Annotated in this window: 19 protein-coding genes; 11 read left to right on the top strand and 8 right to left on the bottom strand. The window is 54.9% G+C overall.

Annotation, left to right across the window (positions count from 1 at the left end):
- Nucleotides 1-585 carry a ribosomal protein S5-alanine N-acetyltransferase gene (gene rimJ, locus AAZT04_RS10125; RefSeq protein WP_020827282.1) on the bottom strand — a complete coding sequence of 195 codons (585 nt, stop codon included), beginning with the start codon at nucleotides 583-585 and terminating at the stop codon, nucleotides 1-3.
- 345 nt (nucleotides 586-930) lie between these two features.
- On the opposite strand from rimJ, the gene mdtH reads away from it, so the two are divergent.
- The 5 genes from mdtH (at nucleotide 931) to AAZT04_RS10100 (ending at nucleotide 5,634) form a co-directional block, all read left to right on the top strand.
- On the top strand, nucleotides 931-2,136 hold the full coding sequence (gene mdtH, locus AAZT04_RS10120) for a multidrug efflux MFS transporter MdtH (protein ID WP_048760135.1): 1,206 nt from the start codon (nucleotides 931-933) through the stop codon (nucleotides 2,134-2,136).
- 86 nt (nucleotides 2,137-2,222) lie between these two features.
- On the top strand, nucleotides 2,223-2,471 hold the full coding sequence (locus AAZT04_RS10115; RefSeq protein ID WP_434679908.1) for a hypothetical protein: 249 nt from the start codon (nucleotides 2,223-2,225) through the stop codon (nucleotides 2,469-2,471).
- A 129-nt stretch (nucleotides 2,472-2,600) separates the two neighbouring features.
- A complete protein-coding gene (grxB, locus tag AAZT04_RS10110; RefSeq protein ID WP_048760137.1) occupies nucleotides 2,601-3,248 on the top strand; it encodes a glutaredoxin 2 in 648 nt (215 codons plus the stop codon).
- Nucleotides 3,249-3,275: 27 nt separating this feature from the next.
- Nucleotides 3,276-4,916, top strand: a complete 1,641-nt coding sequence (locus AAZT04_RS10105) for an ABC1 kinase family protein (RefSeq protein WP_048760139.1) — start codon at nucleotides 3,276-3,278, stop codon at nucleotides 4,914-4,916.
- Nucleotides 4,917-5,070: 154 nt separating this feature from the next.
- Nucleotides 5,071-5,634 carry a lipoprotein gene (locus AAZT04_RS10100; protein WP_020827287.1) on the top strand — a complete coding sequence of 188 codons (564 nt, stop codon included), beginning with the start codon at nucleotides 5,071-5,073 and terminating at the stop codon, nucleotides 5,632-5,634.
- A gap of 83 nt (nucleotides 5,635-5,717) precedes the next feature.
- Here AAZT04_RS10100 and yebF read toward each other — a convergent pair whose 3' ends face one another.
- From yebF to dbpA, 4 genes are all read right to left on the bottom strand, one after another.
- Nucleotides 5,718-6,077 (bottom strand): protein YebF, encoded by a 360-nt coding sequence (yebF, locus tag AAZT04_RS10095; protein WP_048760142.1) that lies wholly within the window; start codon nucleotides 6,075-6,077, stop codon nucleotides 5,718-5,720.
- A gap of 70 nt (nucleotides 6,078-6,147) precedes the next feature.
- Nucleotides 6,148-6,456 carry a N(4)-acetylcytidine aminohydrolase gene (gene yqfB / locus AAZT04_RS10090; protein WP_020827289.1) on the bottom strand — a complete coding sequence of 103 codons (309 nt, stop codon included), beginning with the start codon at nucleotides 6,454-6,456 and terminating at the stop codon, nucleotides 6,148-6,150.
- 39 nt (nucleotides 6,457-6,495) lie between these two features.
- Nucleotides 6,496-6,819 (bottom strand): YebG family protein, encoded by a 324-nt coding sequence (locus tag AAZT04_RS10085; RefSeq protein ID WP_048760144.1) that lies wholly within the window; start codon nucleotides 6,817-6,819, stop codon nucleotides 6,496-6,498.
- Between the two features lie 88 nt (nucleotides 6,820-6,907).
- Complete coding sequence (gene dbpA, locus AAZT04_RS10080) at nucleotides 6,908-8,290, bottom strand: ATP-dependent RNA helicase DbpA (protein ID WP_048760146.1); 1,383 nt, start codon at nucleotides 8,288-8,290, stop codon at nucleotides 6,908-6,910.
- 241 nt (nucleotides 8,291-8,531) lie between these two features.
- On the opposite strand from dbpA, the gene purT reads away from it, so the two are divergent.
- Complete coding sequence (purT, locus tag AAZT04_RS10075; RefSeq protein WP_258089555.1) at nucleotides 8,532-9,710, top strand: formate-dependent phosphoribosylglycinamide formyltransferase; 1,179 nt, start codon at nucleotides 8,532-8,534, stop codon at nucleotides 9,708-9,710.
- A 33-nt stretch (nucleotides 9,711-9,743) separates the two neighbouring features.
- On the opposite strand, the gene AAZT04_RS10070 is transcribed toward purT, so the two are convergent.
- Both AAZT04_RS10070 and AAZT04_RS10065 read right to left on the bottom strand, forming a co-directional pair.
- A complete protein-coding gene (locus AAZT04_RS10070) occupies nucleotides 9,744-9,989 on the bottom strand; it encodes a YoaH family protein (protein ID WP_044551884.1) in 246 nt (81 codons plus the stop codon).
- Nucleotides 9,990-10,052: 63 nt separating this feature from the next.
- Complete coding sequence (locus AAZT04_RS10065) at nucleotides 10,053-11,060, bottom strand: glycosyltransferase (protein ID WP_115058642.1); 1,008 nt, start codon at nucleotides 11,058-11,060, stop codon at nucleotides 10,053-10,055.
- A 500-nt stretch (nucleotides 11,061-11,560) separates the two neighbouring features.
- Here AAZT04_RS10065 and pabB point away from each other — a divergent pair, with 500 nt between their 5' ends.
- The 4 genes from pabB (at nucleotide 11,561) to AAZT04_RS10045 (ending at nucleotide 17,217) form a co-directional block, all read left to right on the top strand.
- Nucleotides 11,561-12,934 (top strand): aminodeoxychorismate synthase component 1, encoded by a 1,374-nt coding sequence (gene pabB / locus AAZT04_RS10060; protein WP_434679902.1) that lies wholly within the window; start codon nucleotides 11,561-11,563, stop codon nucleotides 12,932-12,934.
- On the top strand, nucleotides 12,931-13,509 hold the full coding sequence (locus AAZT04_RS10055; protein ID WP_046373330.1) for a CoA pyrophosphatase: 579 nt from the start codon (nucleotides 12,931-12,933) through the stop codon (nucleotides 13,507-13,509). Before pabB ends, AAZT04_RS10055 begins: the two co-directional genes overlap by 4 nt.
- Before the next feature lie 445 nt (nucleotides 13,510-13,954).
- Complete coding sequence (sdaA, locus tag AAZT04_RS10050; RefSeq protein ID WP_041414647.1) at nucleotides 13,955-15,319, top strand: L-serine ammonia-lyase; 1,365 nt, start codon at nucleotides 13,955-13,957, stop codon at nucleotides 15,317-15,319.
- A gap of 281 nt (nucleotides 15,320-15,600) precedes the next feature.
- A complete protein-coding gene (locus AAZT04_RS10045) occupies nucleotides 15,601-17,217 on the top strand; it encodes an EAL domain-containing protein (protein ID WP_128864722.1) in 1,617 nt (538 codons plus the stop codon).
- 17 nt (nucleotides 17,218-17,234) lie between these two features.
- On the opposite strand, the gene AAZT04_RS10040 is transcribed toward AAZT04_RS10045, so the two are convergent.
- Nucleotides 17,235-18,779 (bottom strand): TerC family protein, encoded by a 1,545-nt coding sequence (locus tag AAZT04_RS10040; protein WP_041414649.1) that lies wholly within the window; start codon nucleotides 18,777-18,779, stop codon nucleotides 17,235-17,237.
- Nucleotides 18,780-19,354: 575 nt separating this feature from the next.
- On the opposite strand from AAZT04_RS10040, the gene manX reads away from it, so the two are divergent.
- Entirely contained in the window at nucleotides 19,355-20,326 is a 972-nt protein-coding gene (gene manX, locus AAZT04_RS10035) for a PTS mannose transporter subunit IIAB (RefSeq protein WP_046373327.1), read from the top strand.
- Nucleotides 20,327-20,354 lie beyond the last annotated feature (28 nt).

The raw sequence follows: 20,354 nt of genomic DNA, 5'->3' as shown, positions 1-20,354 counted from the left end.
TCAGCGTGGCGGTAGCCATTCTTTATTGGTTAAAGCTGTCAGTACGTGATCCTGCCACTGCCCGTCGATCAGCAGATAATCCTTGGCATAACCCTCACGTTCGAATCCCAGGCGGGTCAGCAGTGCGCCACTGCGCTGATTGTGCGGCATATAGTTAGCCATGATGCGGTGCATACGCTGCTGGCGCAGCATATAGCGGATGGAGGACTGCAACGCTTCAAACATCAGCCCCTGGCCCTGCCATTTCTCGGCCAGCGAATACCCGAGGAAACAGGCATGGAATGAGCCGCGCAGCACGTTGCTGAAGTTGGCCACGCCGCGCACTTCATTTTCTTCCGGATCGAGCAGGATAAAATAGTAGGCGCTGCCCTGCTTTTGCATTTCGGTGATCATCCCCAGCCGCGCTTGCCAGCCGGAAGGATAACAGTGGCTTTCATCCCGAACCGGTTCCCAGGGTTTAAGGAAGCTTCGGTTTTCGGCATAGTATTCCGCCAGCCGGTAGGCATCGCGTTCATGCACTAAACGGACAACCAGTCGGTCGGTGGTGAGGCGTACTTTTGGTGATGCAGAGCGGTAGCCAAACATCATTTCCCCCGCGGTCAGAACGGTTCGATAAGAAGTATTTATTGGGCGCACGTTTGGACAATAATCCGGCGACGAACCTATTCTGAGCCATTATTTCTCAACCATCGGCGCAGAACCGCACTTACCCTCATTTAATATAACCGCAGCCTGCCCCAGAGGTAAAATCCCGGCAGCTCAGTAAATAAGCGATTAGTCATTTTACGACTATTTTCGTGCCGTTTTGCCGCGCAGGTAACGTATTGACGATAAAAAAATATTATCTATCCCGCCCCTATCGGCAATACGGGATTGGGTACACACTAGAGCGGTTGCACTCCTCTCCCTCTTAATTGCTCGTGGTGAAGCATGTCTCTGGTATCGCAAGCGCGGAGCTTGGGTAAATATTTTCTATTACTCGATAATCTGTTGGTGGTTTTAGGCTTTTTTGTGGTCTTCCCGCTTATTTCGATTCGCTTTGTCGATCAGCTTGGCTGGGCGGCGGTGGTGGTCGGCGCAGCGCTGGGTTTACGCCAGTTGATCCAGCAAGGTCTGGGGATCTTCGGGGGCGCGATAGCCGACCGATTCGGCGCCAAACCGATGATTGTCACCGGCATGTTGATGCGCGCGGCAGGCTTCGCCACCATGGCGATGGCCGACCAACCCTGGATACTGTGGTTCTCCTGCGCCCTGTCCGCCCTCGGCGGCACGCTGTTTGATCCACCGCGTACCGCATTGGTGATTAAGCTTACCCGCCCGCATGAACGCGGTCGTTTTTATTCCTTGTTGATGATGCAAGACAGCGCCGGTGCGGTCATCGGCGCCCTGATCGGCAGTTGGTTGCTGCAGTATGATTTCCACTTTGTGTGCTGGGTCGGCGCGGGCATTTTTGTGCTAGCGGCAGGCTGGAATGCCTGGTTGCTGCCGGCATACCGAATATCCACCATTCGCGCGCCCATGAAGGAAGGCATGATGCGTGTCCTGCGCGATCGCCGCTTCCTGACCTATGTACTGACCCTGACCGGTTACTACATGCTGTCGGTACAGGTGATGTTGATGCTGCCAATTGTCGTCAATGAAATCGCTGGTTCACCGACGGCGGTGAAATGGATGTATGCCATTGAGGCCGCACTGTCGCTGTCACTACTCTACCCGCTGGCGCGCTGGAGCGAAAAACGTTTCCGTCTGGAGCAGCGGCTGATGGCCGGGCTGTTGCTGATGACCCTCAGCCTGATCCCGGTCGGGCTGGCTACCAGTCTTCAGGGCGTATTTACCCTGATTTGCTGTTTCTATCTCGGCTCCATCATCGCCGAACCAGCGCGTGAAACCCTCAGTGCTTCGCTAGCGGATCCGCGCGCACGCGGCAGTTATATGGGATTCAGCCGGCTTGGTCTGGCGCTGGGCGGCGCTGTGGGTTATACCGGCGGCGGTTGGATGTACGACACCGGCCATGCGGTTGGCATGCCGGAACTGCCCTGGATACTGCTTGGCATCGTGGGACTGATAACCCTATTCGCCCTTTATTGGCAGTTCAATCCACGCAGCATCGCATCGGAAGCGCTGCCCGGCGGCTGAGATTTTTCTCTAAGTTGCCAGAAAATCAGCCGAATTACCCACAGCTGCTATCCTGATAGTAAAAACATAAACGGGAGAAGTTGGCGATGAGTGAAGAAGACAAATTACCGCAGCTGTTGGAACACATGGTACTGAACCTGCGCATGATCTACGCGCGGTCAACATTGGTAGAAAAAGCGCTGGCCCACGTCATCGCTGACAATGCCACTTTAAAGAGCGACATCATCAAACAGCTGCAGATAGTCAACGCCAGCAACGAGCGTGATAAAATCGATTTGGAAGAAGCACGCATACATTTGATAGAAGTGATTAATTCCGTTCCGACAAAAAAATAATCCCTGCTTTGGCCCGCGCAGTCTGTACGGGCCAAACACCAATTACGCACCTTCCAACAATAACTTTTCGCGACAGCCTCAGTATGCTGTGATAACTATTGCTGTTGAAACCTGACAACCGGAGCAAGCATGAAACTGTTTATCTACGATCATTGCCCATTCTGCGTTAAAGCCCGCATGATTTTCGGCCTGAAAAACCTGCCCGTCCGCCTGGTCACCCTCCTCAGCGATGATGAAGCGACGCCTGTCGGCATGATTGGCAAAAAAATGGCGCCGATTTTACAAAAGGATGACGGCAGCTATCTTCCTGAAAGCATGGATATCGTGCATTACGTTGATAACCTCGACGGCAAGCCGCTGCTGACCGGTAAAACCAACCCGGCGATCGCCGACTGGCTGCAGCGGGTCGGTGGTTACAGCATCAACCTACTGCTGCCGCGCTTTGCCAATGCCGACTTCGAAGAGTTCGCCACTGACAGTGCACGCCAGTACTTTAGCGACAAAAAGCAGGCCTCGATCGGGGATTTTTCCGAGCACCTTGCCGACAGTGCCGATCTGATTGCCCAACTGGAGGACGACTTGCAAACACTTTCCGGCCTGGTGGTCTCCGCAGACGCGGTGAATGGCACGTTGTCGGAAGATGATATCCACCTGTTCCCCCTGCTGCGTTCGCTGTCGATCGTCGCCGGGCTTACGCTGCCGGAAAACGTAGAAGCTTATCGCAACCGTATGGCGCAACGCAGTGACGTCCCACTGCTGTTCGATATGGAACAGTAACCCCCGCGATAAGGATATAGCGCGCAAATGTTGAAAATGGTGCTGGTCACTGCCCGCGATCGGGCACGGCTGAAAGAAATCTCCACCGTGCTGATCCGTTATGGATTGCAGGATGTGATTCGTCTGCTGGGTCTGAGCAATCTGTTAAGCGGTGCTGAAGGCGGCAGTGAAAGGCAAGACGGTCAAACATTGCCGCAGCGCCTGCGTGCGGCGCTGGAAGCCTTGGGGCCGACCTTTGTTAAGTTCGGCCAGATCCTGGCTACCCGTTCAGATCTGTTGGACGCAAGCTGGACCGACGAACTTGACCGTCTGCACAGTCAGGCAAGCACCCTTTCGTGGGAACAACTGGCACCACAGATCCGGGCAGACTTGAAGGGTGACCCGCACAGCCTGTTCGCCGAATTTGACGAAACCCCGCTGGCCGCTGCCTCGATGGCGCAAATTTACCGCGCCCGCCTGCACAGCGGCGAAGCGGTGGTGATTAAGGTGTTACGTCCCGGCCTGGCAAAAACCATTCAAGCTGACTTGCGCCTGCTGACCTATCTGGCGGAAACCGTGGAGCAACAGAGCCCGGCGCTGGCTCATTATCGTCCACGGCAGATGGTCAGAGCCCTGGCAACCGCGCTGACGCATGAACTGGACCTGACTCACGAGGGTAACAACTGCGAACGGGTCGCCCAACAGTTTGCCCAGCAGCCCAACGTGGTCATTCCGAAGATTTACTGGCAATGGTCGTCTCAGCGCCTGCTGGTGCAGGAATTTCTACCGGGTATCGCACCGGAAAATCCGCAGCAACTGACGGCGGCAGGATTAGATGGCCCATTACTCGCTCAGCGCGGCGCACAGGCCTTTATGAAAATGGTGCTGGAGCACCGTCTTTATCATGCCGATCCGCATCCGGGTAACGTAATGGCGTTAGCGGATAATCGCGTCGGTTTTATCGATTTCGGTATGGTCGGGCAGCTTTCCGAACGGCGACGTAATCAATTGCTGCTGTTGCTGCAGGCCATCGCCGAACGAGAATCCGCCGGCATCGTCAACACCTTGATCGCCTGGTCGGACAGCGATCCTTTGGATCTGCTGGATCTGGAGTTGGCGGCGCAAAACTTTCTCGATAAACAGGCCTCTGCCACTCTCACACTGGGCAAGGCGCTGACCGATTTGTTGGTGATGGTGCGTGAGCATCAGTTGGCACTGCCGCCAGACCTGGTGTTGCTGTTCAAGGCGTTAATCACGGCCGACGGCGTGTTGCATCGGCTGGATCCCCATTTCGATATCATCGCCACCCTGAAACCTATGCTGCAACAGGTGATGCTGCAGCGTTATACCCCGGAGGCGGTACGTCGGCGCATGCTGGCATTGGGCGGCGAGGCATTGGACGCCAGTGAAGAGTTGCCGCAAACCTTGCGGCTGCTGATGCGCCGTCTCAAAGGCGGGAAAATCAGCGCCGATATCAACGTCAAGAATATTGATCAATTGAGCAAGGCACTGGAGCGAGCCGCCATCACCCTGGCCATTGCTATTGTCACCGCCGCCTTCGCGTTGGGCCTGGCGCCCTATCTGATGCACTCTTCCCTGCGGTTGTGGGGTATTCCACTGTTTCCGGCGCTGGGCGCGCTGGCCTGCCTGGGTGGTGTCTTGCTGCTGGTACTGCGTCTGCGGCGCTGAACAGTTTCAGCGTTATCCGATAGGTAGCCAGGCATTTCACGCGCACTATCACCCTGCTCGCTGACATCAACGGTTTCCTTCGCAGACAGCGAGCGTTTATAATGACAAATCAATAATCTGCAGCATTTTCGTTGGCAGTAGCTATGAGGCACACATGAAAAAGATCCTGATGGGCGCAGCCGCCCTGCTGTTCGCCGGCGCATTGGTCGGCTGCAATCAGCTGACCCAGTACACGCTCAGCGAGCAGGAAGTGAATGATTACCTGCAAAAGCACAACGATTACCAGAAGCAGATCGGCGTGCCAGGGCTGTTGGACGCCAATATCGTGCTGACTCAGCTAAAGAGCCAAATTGGGCGTAGCGAACCGGGCAAGGTTACCCTTTCCGGCGATGCGAAAGTGAATATCACTTCCATTCTCGGCCCGCAGACCGCGGACCTGAAGCTGACGCTGAAGGCACAGCCGGTGTATGACCGTGAACAAGGCGCGGTGTTCCTCAAAGACATGGAGTTGACCGACTACAGCGTGCAGCCGGAGAAAATGCAGACGGTGATGAAGGCCCTGACCCCTTATCTGAATCAATCGCTGAAATCCTATTTCGATCAAAAGCCGGCCTATGTGCTGAACCCGGATAACAGTAAAACAGAAGCCATGGCCAAGAAACTGGCTAAAGGGTTGGAAGTGAAGCCGGGTGAACTGGTTATTCCATTTACCGACTGACGCTGACACTAAAAAAACAAAAAGCCCGCTGTTAACGCGGGCTTGATATTTTTCAGACGTTAATACGCCGGAAAACGGTGAGATTATTGCGGTTCGCTATAGGTGATTTTACCGGCGTTGCAGTCTAGGGTGACATTGTAGGTTTTATCCAGCTTGGTGCCCCGTACCGTTAACGGCACCTGCCATACCGCGTCCTTGCCGGTAATCGCCTCCGGACTGATCCAGGCTATCGGGGTAGCGGTACCCAGCAGCTTTTTATCCGACTCCCAGCGCGTAATGCGGTTCTGCAGGTAATCGCGTTTCACCTGAGCGGCGACGTCTGCCGGTTGCAGACCCGCGCATTGTGCCACCTTCGCGCTGCGTTGTTCCTGCGCCTGCACCGTGGTGGTAAAACCTACCGTGGCCAACAGTGCTACGGCCAAACTCAGTCCCGTTGCTTTCATATTCCCTCCAGTTGTGATTTACGCTACCCGCGGGCGCCAGCCCTTGGCTCACAACTGGTCTGGCAAAAGATCAGCGTTTGGCGAAGGTGATGACGAACAGCTCATCGAGCCCCGGATAGATTTCCTTGATCACCTGCTTCAGTTCGCTGAGCGACATGTTTTCTTGCTGGGCGTGCTGCTCGGTTAACGCATCCAAACGCACCGGCGTAACCGACAGCACTTCAATCATGCAGAAGAAAACACCGTCTTCATTGCGGCTAACGCGTAAAACCTCACCGGGTTGAAAGTGAGACTCACTGGCGTCCCGAATGGTAATGGTCTTGCGCCCGGCCAAAATGTCTTGCTCAAAGCGAGTGAAGAAAGTTATTTCACGGCTCATTCTAGATCCTTTTTCATCACATTACCGCAACATAAGTCATTATGCTGCCTGCTTTTCTGACGCAGATCCCTCTTTTGGGGTAGCAGCAGGTTTTTCCGTTTTCACTTTGGCAGCTTTCTTCGGTGTTTCAGTCGGCGTCGCGCCGCGCAAAATCTGCCCCAGCGCATCTTTGTTTTCCGCCAGGAAGAAGCTCAGGCCTTCTCGCTGTTCGTCATCCAGCTCAAGCGGAGCCTGCTGCAGCCACTCACCCAGGCTGTCGGCCAGATCCAGCATTTTGTCGTAAGCGTCGGCATCTTTCTTGGTCGCGAAAGTCATCTTTTCCTCACCGTTTCTCACCACCACATATTTAACTTCAACCGCCATGTGTGCATTCCTCAAAGGTTAGAATACTGTATTTATAACCAGTATAAGGTGATTATACGCAGGGATGCAAGCGCACCCCTGACGCGACTTATTTCAACAACCGCACCTTGCAGTTCTTACCCTTGATTTTGCCTTGCTGCAGCTGCTGCAGCGCCTTACGCGCGCTGGCCTTGCGGATCGCCACGTAGGCATGCACCGGGAACATGTCGATTTTACCCACTTCCGCCGCCGTCAACCCGGCCTCGCCGGTCAGTGCGCCGAGAATATCGCCAGGACGGATCTTGGCTTTACGCCCGCCGTCGATGCACAGGGTGACCATTTCGGCTTCCAGCGTGGTGTTTCCCGCACCGCTTAACTCGGACACCGGGGCCCAGTTAACTCTGATCTGCAGATACTCTTCAATCGCATGCGCGCGCGTCATTTCCTGTGGCGTACACAGGCTGATCGCCAGGCCGCTCAAGCCGGCACGGCCGGTACGGCCGATGCGGTGCACGTGCACTTCCGGATCGAACGCCAGCTCGTAGTTGACCACCAACTCCAGCTCTTTAATATCCAGACCGCGCGCAGCAACGTCAGTTGCTACCAGCACCCGGCAACTGCGGTTGGCAAAACGCACCAGCACCTGGTCACGATCGCGCTGTTCCAGATCGCCATGCAGCGCCAGGACATTAATGCCTCGCGCTTCCAGCGCTTCGTACACGCTCTGGCAATCGCGTTTGGTGTTGCAGAACACCACGCAAGAAGAAGGTTGGTAATGACGAATCGCCGACACCAATACCGCCGGGCGTTGATCGCGGGTCGTTTCGTAGAAACGTTGTTCGATGGTGGTTTGCTCTTCACCGTCATCCACTTCCACATTCAGCGGCTCGCGCTGCACGCGAGCGCTGATGCGTTCGATCCCGCTCGGATAGGTTGCAGAGAACAGCAGGGTCTGACGTTGCGGCGGCGTGTAGCTGATCACATCGTCGATATCGTCGGCAAAGCCCATGTCCAGCATGCGGTCGGCTTCGTCCAGCACCAGCACCTTCAGTTCATCCAGCACCAGCGTTTTCTTGCGCAGGTGTTCCTGAATACGCCCCGGCGTGCCCACCACGATATGCGGCGCGTGCACCAGCGAATCGAGCTGCGGCCCCATCGGTTGGCCCCCGCACAGGGTCAGAATTTTGATGTTCTGAGTGAAGCGCGCCAGACGACGCAGTTCTTTGCTCACCTGGTCCGCCAGCTCACGCGTCGGGCACAGGATCAGTGCCTGAGCGGCCACTTGGGAAACGTTGATTTTGTCCAGCAGGCCAATGCCGAACGCCGCCGTTTTACCGCTGCCGGTTTTTGCTTTGGCACGTACGTCCTGCCCTTTCAGGATGGCGGGCAATGCGGCAGCCTGCACCGGCGTCATTTCGGCATACCCCAGTTCGTTGAGGTTGGCCAACTGTTCGGCTGGCAGCGGCAGGGAAGAAAAAGAAACTGTGCTCACGGCGATAACTCTTATATGGCAAATGGAATGGCGGCGCGCCCACGGCAGCACCGAATCAACCGCAGATGATAACAGAGATAGTCAGGATTACGGATTTCACGCATAAAAAAAGCCATCAGTCGGGGTTTTACCCCAGAAACCGACAACGCGTTTGCCACCGGCTGCACACGCAAACGTTTTCGTATATACTGCTCGCCCACAATCAGACCGCGTTACTCTCCACAGATCCAGGTACGAGACTATGTTAACTATTGGAACCGCCCTGCGCCCCTCCGCCACCCGCGTTATGCTGCTCGGCTCCGGCGAGCTGGGTAAAGAAGTTGCCATCGAATGCCAGCGTTTGGGGCTGGAAGTGATTGCAGTAGATCGTTACGCCAATGCCCCGGCCATGCACGTGGCCCATCGCAGCCACGTTATTAACATGCTGGACGGCAATGCGCTGAAAGCCGTGATTGAACAGGAACGTCCTGACTACATCGTGCCGGAGATCGAAGCTATCGCCACCGGCATGCTGGTTGAACTGGAGCAACAAGGGCACCGTGTGGTGCCGTGCGCAGAAGCGACGCGCCTGACCATGAACCGCGAAGGCATCCGTCGCCTGGCGGCAGAAACGCTCGGCCTGCCGACCTCCAGCTACCGTTTTGCCGACGGTGAAGAAGCCTTCCATCAGGCCGTCGACGAAATCGGCTACCCATGCATCATCAAACCTGTCATGAGCTCTTCCGGCAAGGGACAAAGCCTGATCCGCAGCCCGGAGCAGCTGAAAACCGCCTGGGATTACGCCCAACAGGGTGGCCGTGCCGGCGGGGGACGGGTGATTGTCGAAGGCCTGGTGAAGTTCGATTTTGAAATTACTCTGCTGACCATCAGCGCCGTCGATGGCGTACATTTCTGCGCACCGATCGGACACCGTCAGGAAGACGGGGATTACCGTGAGTCCTGGCAGCCGCAGCAGATGAGCGAACTGGCGCTCAGCCGCGCGCAGGCCATTGCGGAAAACGTGGTGAAGGCACTGGGTGGATTTGGCCTGTTCGGCGTCGAGCTGTTTGTCTGTGGCGACGAAGTGATTTTCAGCGAGGTTTCACCGCGCCCACACGATACCGGCATGGTGACCCTGATTTCACAAGACCTGTCTGAATTTGCACTGCACGTGCGTGCTTTCCTCGGTCTGCCGATTGGCGCAATCCGTCAGTTCGGCCCTTCTGCCTCGGCGGTGATCCTGCCACAGCTTACCAGTAGCGACCTGCGTTTCAGCGGGCTGGATCGTGCATTGACCGGCCACAATCAGCTGCGTTTGTTCGGCAAACCGGAAATTGAAGGTCAACGTCGGATGGGCGTCGCGTTGGCGACAGCTGAAAATATCGAGTTGGCGGTAGAGTCGGCCAAGCAGGCTGCTGCTGCGGTGGTCATTGAAGGTTAAGGCTTTGGGGCCGGCTTGCCGGCCCCTGCAACATCAATAGTTTTCGTCTTCTTCCGAGTCATCATCACCCTGGTCTTCCGGGCGTTCCTGATACTCTTCATCGTCATCTTCGTCATCGAACATCACGCTAACCTGGTCACCCTGATGTTTTTCGCGGATTTCCTGCGCGACGCGCGCGATGGCTTCACCACTGCTCATGCCTTGTTCCATCAGCTGATGGATACGATCCGCAGCTTCCTGCTGCTCTAGATGGCTTAACGACGGCATACCTGCAAGCATGTGTTTCTCTCCGGTAAAATGGAGGGCGAGTATACCCCTTAAACCGGCGGATCCCAATGCCTGTTATTCAGCGGCCGGTTGTGAGCAATGATCGCCGTGCCGCCACTGTTTCAGGCGATGCAACCAGAGCATAACGTGCCAGCCCTGCTTAAGGCCGCGCGCGTTGGTGGACATCGCTCGATCGATACCGCGCTGGTAGAACTCATCGGTGATCCGGCACTGCGCCGCCAGTTCAGGCTCGCGGCGAATGCTGTGACAAATTCCCAAGGCTTCACGGGTGATCTGCCAGTGAAAAGCTGGACGGATACTGATTTTCCGCGCATAGCGCTGGTTCAACGCCACCAGCATCTCCACTATTTTCATATAATGGCGTTGATATTCAACGTTGGCCTGGCCTGTCCGCCGACGGTTGCTGATCGATTTATCGTGCACTCGCTGGCGATACAACGTTTTACTGAGATATTTTACCCGCTGCGCATTAAACATCACCTCGGTGGTCCAGGGAATATCCTGGTGGTGCAAACCCGGTTCAAAATACAACCGATGCTGTTTAATAAAATCAAGGCGATATACCGCCAGCCAGACCACATGAATAAATTTTCTCGATTTGAGCGCGCGTTCCAACCATTTTACTCCGCTAATAACGCCGGTGTCACCCAAGCGGTTTTGCGGAATAATCGGTTGCAGTTCATCGTGGTCGGTGAAATAACGTTCACCGTTGCACTGCATGACATCCAATTGATTTTCTTCAGCCATTTCAATCAGGGTTGCATACATTTCCGGCGCCAGTAAATCATCCGCGTCGGGGAATGCCACATATTTTCCGCGTGCTACAGCCAACCCGGCATTGCGCGCACAGGATACGCCCGCATTGAGCTGGTCAATAACGGTAATATGAGGATGCCGTTGGGCATAGCGGTGGGCGATATCACCAGAGCCATCGGTGGATCCGTCGTTGACGATGATCACCTCCAGGCGCCGCTCCTGTTGGGCTAACAGCGAGGCCAAAAACGGCTCAAACAGTTCACCCACGTTATGTAACGGGACGATGACACTCAGCATTAGGGGCATAGGCAGCTCTTCGCAAAAAGTAACGAATGAATATCTCTATTTTTTAAAAATATCAGGGTGCAATTAAATTAGACCGCAGTGCCCGGCGATAAAACGGGTCTAAATGCGTCTTGTTACTGTTTATAGTTTTATACGAAACATGCTCTTTTTAGGCATTTATCGTTCGGGAACCGGTATTATCAGGCAATGTCATAAGTTCGCCTGATATTTTTGTGATCTCAATCAAAAGTAATAACGCAATAAAACTAATTACGACGATTTAATTTATAAAACCCGATTCCAATGGATAAGATATATCCGAGTCATTAATTGATAACGCAGTTTTTAACATATTGGATTATAGTTGAAGTCGCAAAAAATGCTTCATTTGCAAATTTGTTGATTCATTGTTTATGTGAAGTGTGCTTTGTCCACACATGCCAGGACATGCGCCTATCGGCCGAATATGGCAGAATAGCCATCATAAACAGCCGCCCCGTCAGTCAGGTTTATTGAGGCCCATGAGCGCAACCGCACCCAATCTAAAATCTTTGCCCTATACCCCCACCGCCCTGCTGGAGCTGTTTGCTCCCCTTGCTCAACAACCTTGGGCCATGTTGCTACACTCCGGCTTTGCCGAACATTCGCATAATCGTTTCGATATTTTGGTCGCGGCCCCCAAGGTCACTCTGACTACCCGAGGGCAAATCACAGAAATCTGCCGCGGGATGGAGGAGCAGCAATCACAGGAAGATCCTTTCCAGTTGCTGCAACAGCAGTTGGAACAACAAAACCAACATCCGGCAGCAAATACCGACTTGCCATTCCAGGGCGGCGCTCTGGGGCTATTCGGTTACGATCTGGGCCGCAGAGTGGAAAAACTGCCGCAAATGGCACAGGCGGATATCACCTTGCCGGACATGGCGGTTGGCATTTACGACTGGGCGCTGATTGCCGATCACCATAAGAAGACGCTAACGCTGCTCAGCTATGGCGATACTGAACAACGCTGGCAGTGGTTATGCAGTCAGCAATCTGAACCTCAGCAAGACTTCACCTTGACCAGCCGCTGGCAAGCCAACATGACACGGCAGCAATATGGTGAAAAATTCCAGCGCATCCAGCAGTATTTGCGTAGCGGCGATTGCTACCAAATCAATCTGGCTCAACGCTTTTCCGCAGATTATCAGGGCGATGAATGGCAAGCTTTTCAGCAACTGAACGCCAGCAATCGAGCCCCCTTCTCTGCCTTTTTACGTCTGCCGGACAACGCCGTACTGAGCGTTTCGCCCGAGCGTTTTTTGTGGCTGGAGAACCAGCAGATCCAAACCCGCCCTATCAAGGGCACGCTGCCGCGGCTGGCCGATGCCGAGCAAGATGCGCAGCAGGCGCAACGGTTAGCGAATTCCGCCAAAGATCGCGCGGAAAACCTGATGATTGTCGATCTGCTGCGCAACGATATCGGCCGCGTCGCCGAACCGGGCAGCGTCAAAGTTCCCGAACTGTTCGTGGTGGAGCCTTTCCCGGCGGTACATCATCTGGTCAGCACCATTACCGCCCTCCTGCCTGAACGCACGCCGGCAACTGAGCTGTTGCGCGCCTGCTTCCCGGGCGGATCTATTACCGGCGCACCCAAGGTACGGGCGATGGAAATTATCGAAGAGCTGGAGCCACAGCGGCGTAATGCCTACTGCGGCAGTATCGGCTATATCAGCGCCTGTGGCACCATGGACACCAACATCACCATCCGCACTTTGATCACCGAAAGCGGCCGCATTTACTGTTCGGCCGGTGGCGGCATCGTAGCCGACAGCCAGGAACAGGCGGAATATCAGGAAACCTTCGATAAAGTCGACCGCATCCTACCGCAACTGGGGGAGTTTATCGCTTCGTGAGCCAACCGACTTATCCGACTTCGCTGGCGGCATTTATCAGTCGCTTCCAGCTGCAATTGCCGCAGGCGTCACAGATTTCGCATAACGTTCGCCCTGCGGCGGTGCTGATACCCATTATCTGCCGGCCCGAGCCCACGCTGCTGCTCACCCGCCGTGCCGACTCACTACGAAAACATCCGGGCCAGGTGGCATTTCCCGGCGGTAAAACCGATGCCGAAGACGGTTCGGCGATTATTACCGCCCTGCGTGAGGCCCAGGAGGAAGTGGCAATCCCGCCCCAGGCAGTGACCATCCTTGGCCAACTGGCACCGCTCGACAGCAGCACCGGTTTCCAGGTCACTCCGGTTGTCGGGCTGATTTCTCCCGACGTGCAATTTAGCGCTAATGAAGACGAAGTGGCTGACGTTTTCGAAATGCCTTTGCACGAAGCGCTGACCCTCTCACGCTATTACCCGCTGGATATTCAGCGCGCCGGTCATTCGCACCGTATTTATCTCTCCTGGTACCAGAGCCAATTTGTCTGGGGATTGACCGCCGCGATCATTCGCCGCCTGGCGCAACAGGTCAGCATTTAGCCCCAATTCCGTGACGCCGATCACAAGCCAAACGGTTACCTGCACCAGCGGCACGGGTAAAGCGATCGGCATCACTTCATTTGTTTGCTTTTTCAACTACCGTTCTGGCTATCAGAGTTTTAAAAAAACTGTAAACCCTCTCTTCAACCTTACGAAATACCTGTAAAATACCGCCGTCCGGAATAAACCACTATTTCAGCAGGGTTTAAGCCGGCCGCGTTCAGCAGTGGAAGCTGGCGCGATTGCCATTAACCGAGTTTAGGTAGCGGCTGTTCTACGACTGGCCGAGCGCCTGCGGCAATCATAAACAGGACTGACACCAAGGATTATTTTATTTCATGCGAAAAAGGCAACCGAACCCGTACGGCCCTTTTACAATATCGCTGTTCCCTGCACGGTTTTTAACCGATGCAGCCATAACAATATGCCTCTAAGGAGTTTTAGCGTGATTAGCGTTTTCGACATGTTTAAGATCGGCATCGGCCCGTCCAGCTCTCATACGGTTGGACCGATGAAAGCCGGCAAACAGTTTGTCGACGATCTGGTAAATAAAGGCCTGATGCCTTCTATCACGCGTGTTGCCGTAGACGTTTACGGCTCACTCTCATTGACCGGTAAAGGTCACCATACCGATATCGCTATCATCCTCGGCCTGGCAGGCAACATGCCGGATACCGTTGATATCGATAGCATCCCGGGTTTTATTCGCGATGTAGAACAACGTCAAAGACTGATGCTGGCCAGCGGCCTGCATGAGGTAGATTTCCCGCGTGACGGCGGCATGGTGTTCCGCAGCGATAACCTGCCGCTGCATGAGAACGGTATGCAAATCCACGCCTTCGCCGGGGATAAACAAGTTTACAGCAAGACTTACTATTCTATCGGCGGTGGTTTTATCGTCGATGAAGAGAATTTCGGCAAAACCGACGCGCACGAATTGAGCGTTCCTTACCCGTTCAATTTTGCGCGTGAAATGCTGGAGCATTGTCGTGAAACCGGGCTGTCACTGTCCGGCATGGTGATGCAGAACGAACTGGCGCTGCACAGCAAGCAGGAGATCGAAACCTACTTCGGCAATATCTGGCAGACCATGCGCGCCTGTATCGACCGTGGCCTGAACACCGAAGGCGTGCTGCCTGGTCCGCTGCGCGTACCGCGTCGTGCTTCCGCATTACGTCGCCTGCTGGTCTCTTCCGACAAATTGTCCAGCGATCCGATGAACGTCATTGACTGGGTCAATATGTTCGCGCTGGCGGTCAACGAAGAGAACGCCGCCGGTGGCCGCGTGGTCACCGCCCCGACCAACGGTGCCTGCGGCATCGTACCGGCCGTGCTGGCTTACTATGACCACTTTATCGAATCCGTCAGCCCGGATATTTACATCCGTTACTTTATGGCAGCGGGCGCGGTCGGTGCGCTGTACAAAATGAACGCGTCTATCTCTGGCGCCGAAGTGGGCTGCCAAGGCGAAGTAGGCGTGGCCTGTTCCATGGCAGCGGCCGGTTTGGCCGAACTGCTGGGCGGCAGCCCGGAACAGGTTTGCATCGCAGCGGAAATCGGCATGGAGCACAACCTGGGGTTGACCTGTGACCCGGTTGCCGGTCAGGTTCAGGTGCCTTGCATCGAGCGTAATGCCATTGCTTCGGTGAAGGCGATCAACTCGGCGCGCATGGCGCTGCGCCGTACCAGTGAGCCTCGCGTGTCACTGGATAAGGTGATCGAGACCATGTATGAAACCGGTAAAGACATGAACGCTAAATACCGCGAAACCTCGCGTGGCGGTCTGGCAATAAAAGTGCAGTGCGATTAACCCCAAACCCCGCCTTTATGGCGGGGTTTTTCTTGCCAGAATTTGTTGATAATCAAATCGCCAATGCCAATTAAGTGACAATGTCACAGTAAAATATGTCGGCAACGTCACATCGATCCTGCGGTTAACCCACAATTTCCCCCTCTGTTTCGCCAAATTTAAATAATTTACTGGGTTACCATCACTCTTGTATAACGACAGGCTAGAATTAGCCGAGTATCATTTTGGACTGTTTGGCCTGACGGTGATTCTGGGCTGGCTTACCGAACAAGGATTTAGCGATGTTGATGACCCAACTTACCGTGACCAAATACCGCTATTACCGTTGGCTGCTAGCCGGGGCGGTCGGGTTGGCTATTCTGCTGTTGTCGCTTTACACCCGTTATTATCAGGAAATCGGCACCATCGAACACAATCGACAGGTGCTTGCCAATCGCACCGTCGCCAAGATCAACAATCTGCTCCTGCCGGCTGAGCAACAGGCCAAACGCTCCATGCCCCTGCTGACCTCCACTTGTGAAACCGTCATGCCCACACTGCGCTTTCGCGCCGCGCAAAACCAGGCGCTTCGGGCAATGCTGCTGGTCAAGGATGGTGTTATTTACTGTTCTAGCCTGTTTGGTTCCCGCAAGTATGTTTTCAGCGCTATTTTGCCCGCAATAGCAAACGATGGCGCGAAGCTGGCGCTGCGCCCTTCGCTGTCGGTCGCCAAAGGCGTCCCCACCCTGATCATGTGGACGCCAGAGGCGGATAATGATCGCCGTAACGGCGTCTTGCACGTCTTCAATATTGAACTGCTGGCAAACTTTCTGCTCGAGCCTCAGGAACCCTATGCGCAGCGGGTGGTGCTGAACGTCGGAGATTACAGTTTGGAATACGGTCGCCGCGAGATCCTGCGCAGCGATAGCCTGATAACCGATTTGCGCTATACCGCGAAATCTACGCAATACCCGTTCTCTGTCTCGCTGTTCGGTCCTCAGGCCGGCATGCTGGCGCTGGCGGCACTGCCGCGCCATGTTCCGCTGTCGTTGTTGATCAGCCTGCTGGCAGCCTACGTGGTGTACCTGCTCACCGCGAATCGCATGAGCCTTTCGTACCATATAGGACATGCCATTTCTCATCGCGAATTCCGCGTTTACTGTCAGCCGATCATCAACGCTGAAACCGGTCGCTGCGTTGGGGTTGAAACCCTGCTGCGCTGGAAAAACAAACGCCAGGGCTGGATCTCCCCCGACGTGTTCATCCCGTTGGCGGAACAGCATGGGTTAATCATTCCCCTGACCCGCTACCTGATAAGCACCGTAGTGGAAAATCTGCAGTTATTCCCGCCGCGTCCGTCGTTTTATATCAGCATCAACGTCGCCGCCGAGCATTTCAACGCGGTGACCATCATCGATGACATTCGCCGTCTGTGGCTGCCTGCCGAACCGATGCCGTCGCTGATGCTGGAGCTGACCGAACGCACCGCGCTGTCGGAAATTCAGTATGAGCAAATCAAAACGCTGAAGGAAATGGGCATTATGCTGGCGATCGATGACTTTGGCACCGGGCACAGCTCGCTCAGCTACCTGAAAAAACTCAGCCCGGACGTATTGAAGATCGATCGCGGTTTTACCGCCGCCATCGGTACCGATGCCATTAACGCCACGGTCACCGATACCATTATTACGTTGGCACAGCGTCTGAAATTAAAACTGGTGGCTGAAGGGGTAGAAACCGCCGAACAGGTTGAATATTTGCGCTCGCACGACGTGAATGCCCTGCAAGGCTTCTACTTTGCCAAGCCAATGCCAATCCATGTTTTCCCGCTGTGGCTACAGCAGTACGAATCGCGGTTACGGACGGGGAATCAGCGGGAAGAACAAAAAGCAGGGCTGGAAAAAAAACCGGAGGCATGATGCCTCCGGCTTGTGTGTTACTGATGTTCCTCGTCGTGAGGATCCACTTTGGTGATGCGCACCAGCTCAATGCGGTACTCTGACACCTCAATGACTTCGAAGCGCAGCCGGTTAAGCTCCACCACGTCCCCCACCACCGGCATTTGGCCGTAATGGGCCAGCAGGAACCCAGCCAAGGTGGCGTAATCTGCCGTCGGGCTAACCAGATCTTCGCAGTTTAGCGCCTGCTCCAGCGAGTGCATATCGGCACCGCCTTTTACCAGCCAGCTGTCGGCTTCCACCACGATATCCGGCGTCTCGTCCTCATCGGGGAACTCACCGGCAATGGCTTCCAGCACGTCCAAAGGCGTCACCAGCCCCTGGACGACGCCGAACTCATTGGTGACCACCACCAGTCGCCCCTTGGCGCGACGCAGCACTGCCAACAGATTAATCACGTCCATGGTTTCCGGCACCACGATCGGCGGTGTACGCGCGGCAAACTCGGCGATGTCTTCGCCCCGTTCTACCGCCACCAGCAGATCCTTGGCGCGCACCACGCCGATAATTTCATCCAACGAGTCACGACAAACCGGGAACAGGCTGTGTGGAGTATCCAACAGCTGTTCGCGCACCTCTTCGCGGGAACGATCGCAATCCACCCATGAAATTTCGGTACGCGGCGTCATCACGCTACGCAGTGAACGCGAGGCCAGCGTCAACACGCCGCTGATCATATAGCGTTCTTCTTCCGCAAAAGTTTCATTTACCGGCAACGGTGCCGCTTCATCCGTCTGCTGCGCACGCTGTTGCCCCATCAGACGCATAATCGCCTCGGCGGTGCGTTCACGCATCGGGCGATGGGCCTGGTGCTTGATAAAGTTACGGCGCGCGATTTGGTTAAACAGCTCAATCAGGATCGAGAAGCCAATCGCAGCGTACAGATAGCCTTTCGGAATATGCATGCCAAAGCCTTCGGCGATCAGGCTCAAGCCGATCATCAACAGGAAGCTCAGACACAGCACCACGATAGTCGGGTGCGCATTCACGAAGTTAGTCAGCGGTTTGGAGGCCACCAACATCACCACCATAGCGATAACCACGGCGGTCATCATCACCGGCAGGTCGTTCACCATCCCCACGGCGGTAATCACCGCGTCGAGCGAGAACACTGCGTCAAGGATCACAATTTGCACCACCACCGCCCAGAACTTGGCGTAACCGCGGTTGGCACCATCCTGATGCGTCTGCCCTTCCAGCCGTTCGTGCAATTCCATGGTGGCCTTGAACAACAGGAAAACACCACCGAACAGCAGGATCAGATCGCGGCCGGAGAAGCTGAAGTCCGCGACGCTAAACAGCGGCGTGGTCAGCGTAACCATCCAGGAAATCACCGACAACAGGCCCAGACGCATAAACAGCGCCAGCGACAATCCGAGGATACGCGCTTTATCACGCTGCTTCGGCGGCAGCTTATCGGCCAAAATGGCGATAAACACCAGGTTGTCAATACCCAGTACAATTTCCAACACGACAAGTGTCAGTAACCCAGCCCAAATTGAGGGGTCCATTAAAAATTCCATATCAGACTCCGAAAAAAAGACAGGATTGCCGAGCTGTGCTCAGGCGTGAGAATGCCGACGCAGGATTAGCGCTGACAACAACAGCAAGATAACGGGATTGTAGTACCGGGGAATGGCCGAGCGGCCGTGTGATGTTTGCAACGCCAGCAGGTGGCGGGTGGAACCTTGAAAAACAGTAACTTCGGTGACAGTCCATAGGGTGGGCTGAGGCCCTTCACTCCTAAATATGAAAGAGGAAATACTCTAGCAGGAAATTTTTAGCCGGCAAAGAAGCTTTTTTACCTTCTGCATTCTCTTGTAACAGCTCTGTTGTTTAATTCCTCAAACGCTGCGTTAGGACTTATCCGAGCGTTCAATAACAGAGCAACGTCACAAAATTTATTTTTTCACTCACTAAAATAAATGGCGCTAACGTGGAACAACGCGCACAGGCATTTGAAACTGCGCGAGAAATGTTAAGAGCGGGTTTCCAGATTTCTACCATAATGTATCTGAACCGCGGAAGTGACTGCCAGGAAGCAAATGAACTAAAGACCGACACAATCCGTGCACGAAGTTCAATGAGGAGGTAGCGAGTGGCAATAGCTATTATCATCGGCACACACGGGACCGCAGCGGAACAATTGCTGAAAACGACGGAGATGCTATTGGGCGAACAGGACAACGTCGCTTTTATAGATTTCGTCCCCGGAGAAAATGCCGAAACGTTAATCGAGAAATACAACGGGAAAATCAGCGGACTCGACACCAGTGGTGGCGTCCTGTTCCTGGTGGATACCTGGGGCGGCAGCCCGTTCAATGCGGCCAGCCGCATCGCCGTCGATAAAGAAAATTATGAGGTCGTCACCGGGGTTAACATTCCCATGCTGGTGGAAACCTTCATGGCACGAGACGACAACCCCAGCTTCGACGAATTGGTCGCCCTGGCGTTGGAAACCGGCCGTGAGGGCGTGAAAGCGCTGAAAAAACCGGCAGAAGAGAGTGTTAAGCCCGCGGCACCGCAGAGTTCTCCCGCCGCCAAACCCGCTGCCCCACAAGCGCCGCTGGGGCCCAATGACCATATGAAAATCGGCCTGGCCCGTATCGATGACCGCCTGATCCACGGCCAGGTAGCGACCCGCTGGACCAAGGAAACCGACGTCAGCCGCATTATCGTGGTCAGCGACGAAGTTGCCGCCGACCACGTTCGCAAAACCTTGCTGACCCAGGTTGCCCCGCCGGGCGTCACCGCACACGTGGTTGACGTAGCGAAAGCCATTCGCGTGTGGAACAACCCGAAATACGCCGGCGATCGCGTGATGTTGCTGTTTACCAATCCGACCGACGTCTGGCGCCTGGTGGAAGCCGGTGTGGATATCAAGTCGGTGAATATCGGTGGCATGGCGTTCCGCCAGGGCAAAACGCAGGTGAACAATGCCGTGTCGGTTGACGAAAAAGATATCGAAGCGTTTAAGAAATTAAACGAGCGCGGTATTGAATTGGAAGTGCGTAAAGTCTCGTCCGACAGCCGGTTAAAAATGATGGACCTGATTAACAAACTCAATTAATGGCGACAGCCAGTAATTATTTTACTCA

Source organism: Serratia sp. Je.1.23.a, assembly GCF_051129805.1.
Taxonomy (GTDB): domain Bacteria; phylum Pseudomonadota; class Gammaproteobacteria; order Enterobacterales; family Enterobacteriaceae; genus Serratia; species Serratia liquefaciens.
This window is presented reverse-complemented; position numbering and strand designations above follow the sequence as displayed.

Excerpts from the sequence above, each read along its gene's own strand:
- rimJ (WP_020827282.1), bottom strand. The coding sequence starts at position 585 with ATGTTTGGCTACCGCTCTGCATCACCAAAAGTACGCCTCACCACCGAC.
- mdtH (WP_048760135.1), top strand. The coding sequence starts at position 931 with ATGTCTCTGGTATCGCAAGCGCGGAGCTTGGGTAAATATTTTCTATTA.
- AAZT04_RS10115 (WP_434679908.1), top strand. The coding sequence starts at position 2,223 with ATGAGTGAAGAAGACAAATTACCGCAGCTGTTGGAACACATGGTACTG.
- grxB (WP_048760137.1), top strand. The coding sequence starts at position 2,601 with ATGAAACTGTTTATCTACGATCATTGCCCATTCTGCGTTAAAGCCCGC.
- AAZT04_RS10105 (WP_048760139.1), top strand. The coding sequence starts at position 3,276 with ATGTTGAAAATGGTGCTGGTCACTGCCCGCGATCGGGCACGGCTGAAA.
- AAZT04_RS10100 (WP_020827287.1), top strand. The coding sequence starts at position 5,071 with ATGAAAAAGATCCTGATGGGCGCAGCCGCCCTGCTGTTCGCCGGCGCA.
- yebF (WP_048760142.1), bottom strand. The coding sequence starts at position 6,077 with ATGAAAGCAACGGGACTGAGTTTGGCCGTAGCACTGTTGGCCACGGTA.
- yqfB (WP_020827289.1), bottom strand. The coding sequence starts at position 6,456 with ATGAGCCGTGAAATAACTTTCTTCACTCGCTTTGAGCAAGACATTTTG.
- AAZT04_RS10085 (WP_048760144.1), bottom strand. The coding sequence starts at position 6,819 with ATGGCGGTTGAAGTTAAATATGTGGTGGTGAGAAACGGTGAGGAAAAG.
- purT (WP_258089555.1), top strand. The coding sequence starts at position 8,532 with ATGTTAACTATTGGAACCGCCCTGCGCCCCTCCGCCACCCGCGTTATG.
- AAZT04_RS10070 (WP_044551884.1), bottom strand. The coding sequence starts at position 9,989 with ATGCTTGCAGGTATGCCGTCGTTAAGCCATCTAGAGCAGCAGGAAGCT.
- AAZT04_RS10065 (WP_115058642.1), bottom strand. The coding sequence starts at position 11,060 with ATGCCCCTAATGCTGAGTGTCATCGTCCCGTTACATAACGTGGGTGAA.
- pabB (WP_434679902.1), top strand. The coding sequence starts at position 11,561 with ATGAGCGCAACCGCACCCAATCTAAAATCTTTGCCCTATACCCCCACC.
- AAZT04_RS10045 (WP_128864722.1), top strand. The coding sequence starts at position 15,601 with ATGTTGATGACCCAACTTACCGTGACCAAATACCGCTATTACCGTTGG.
- AAZT04_RS10040 (WP_041414649.1), bottom strand. The coding sequence starts at position 18,779 with ATGGAATTTTTAATGGACCCCTCAATTTGGGCTGGGTTACTGACACTT.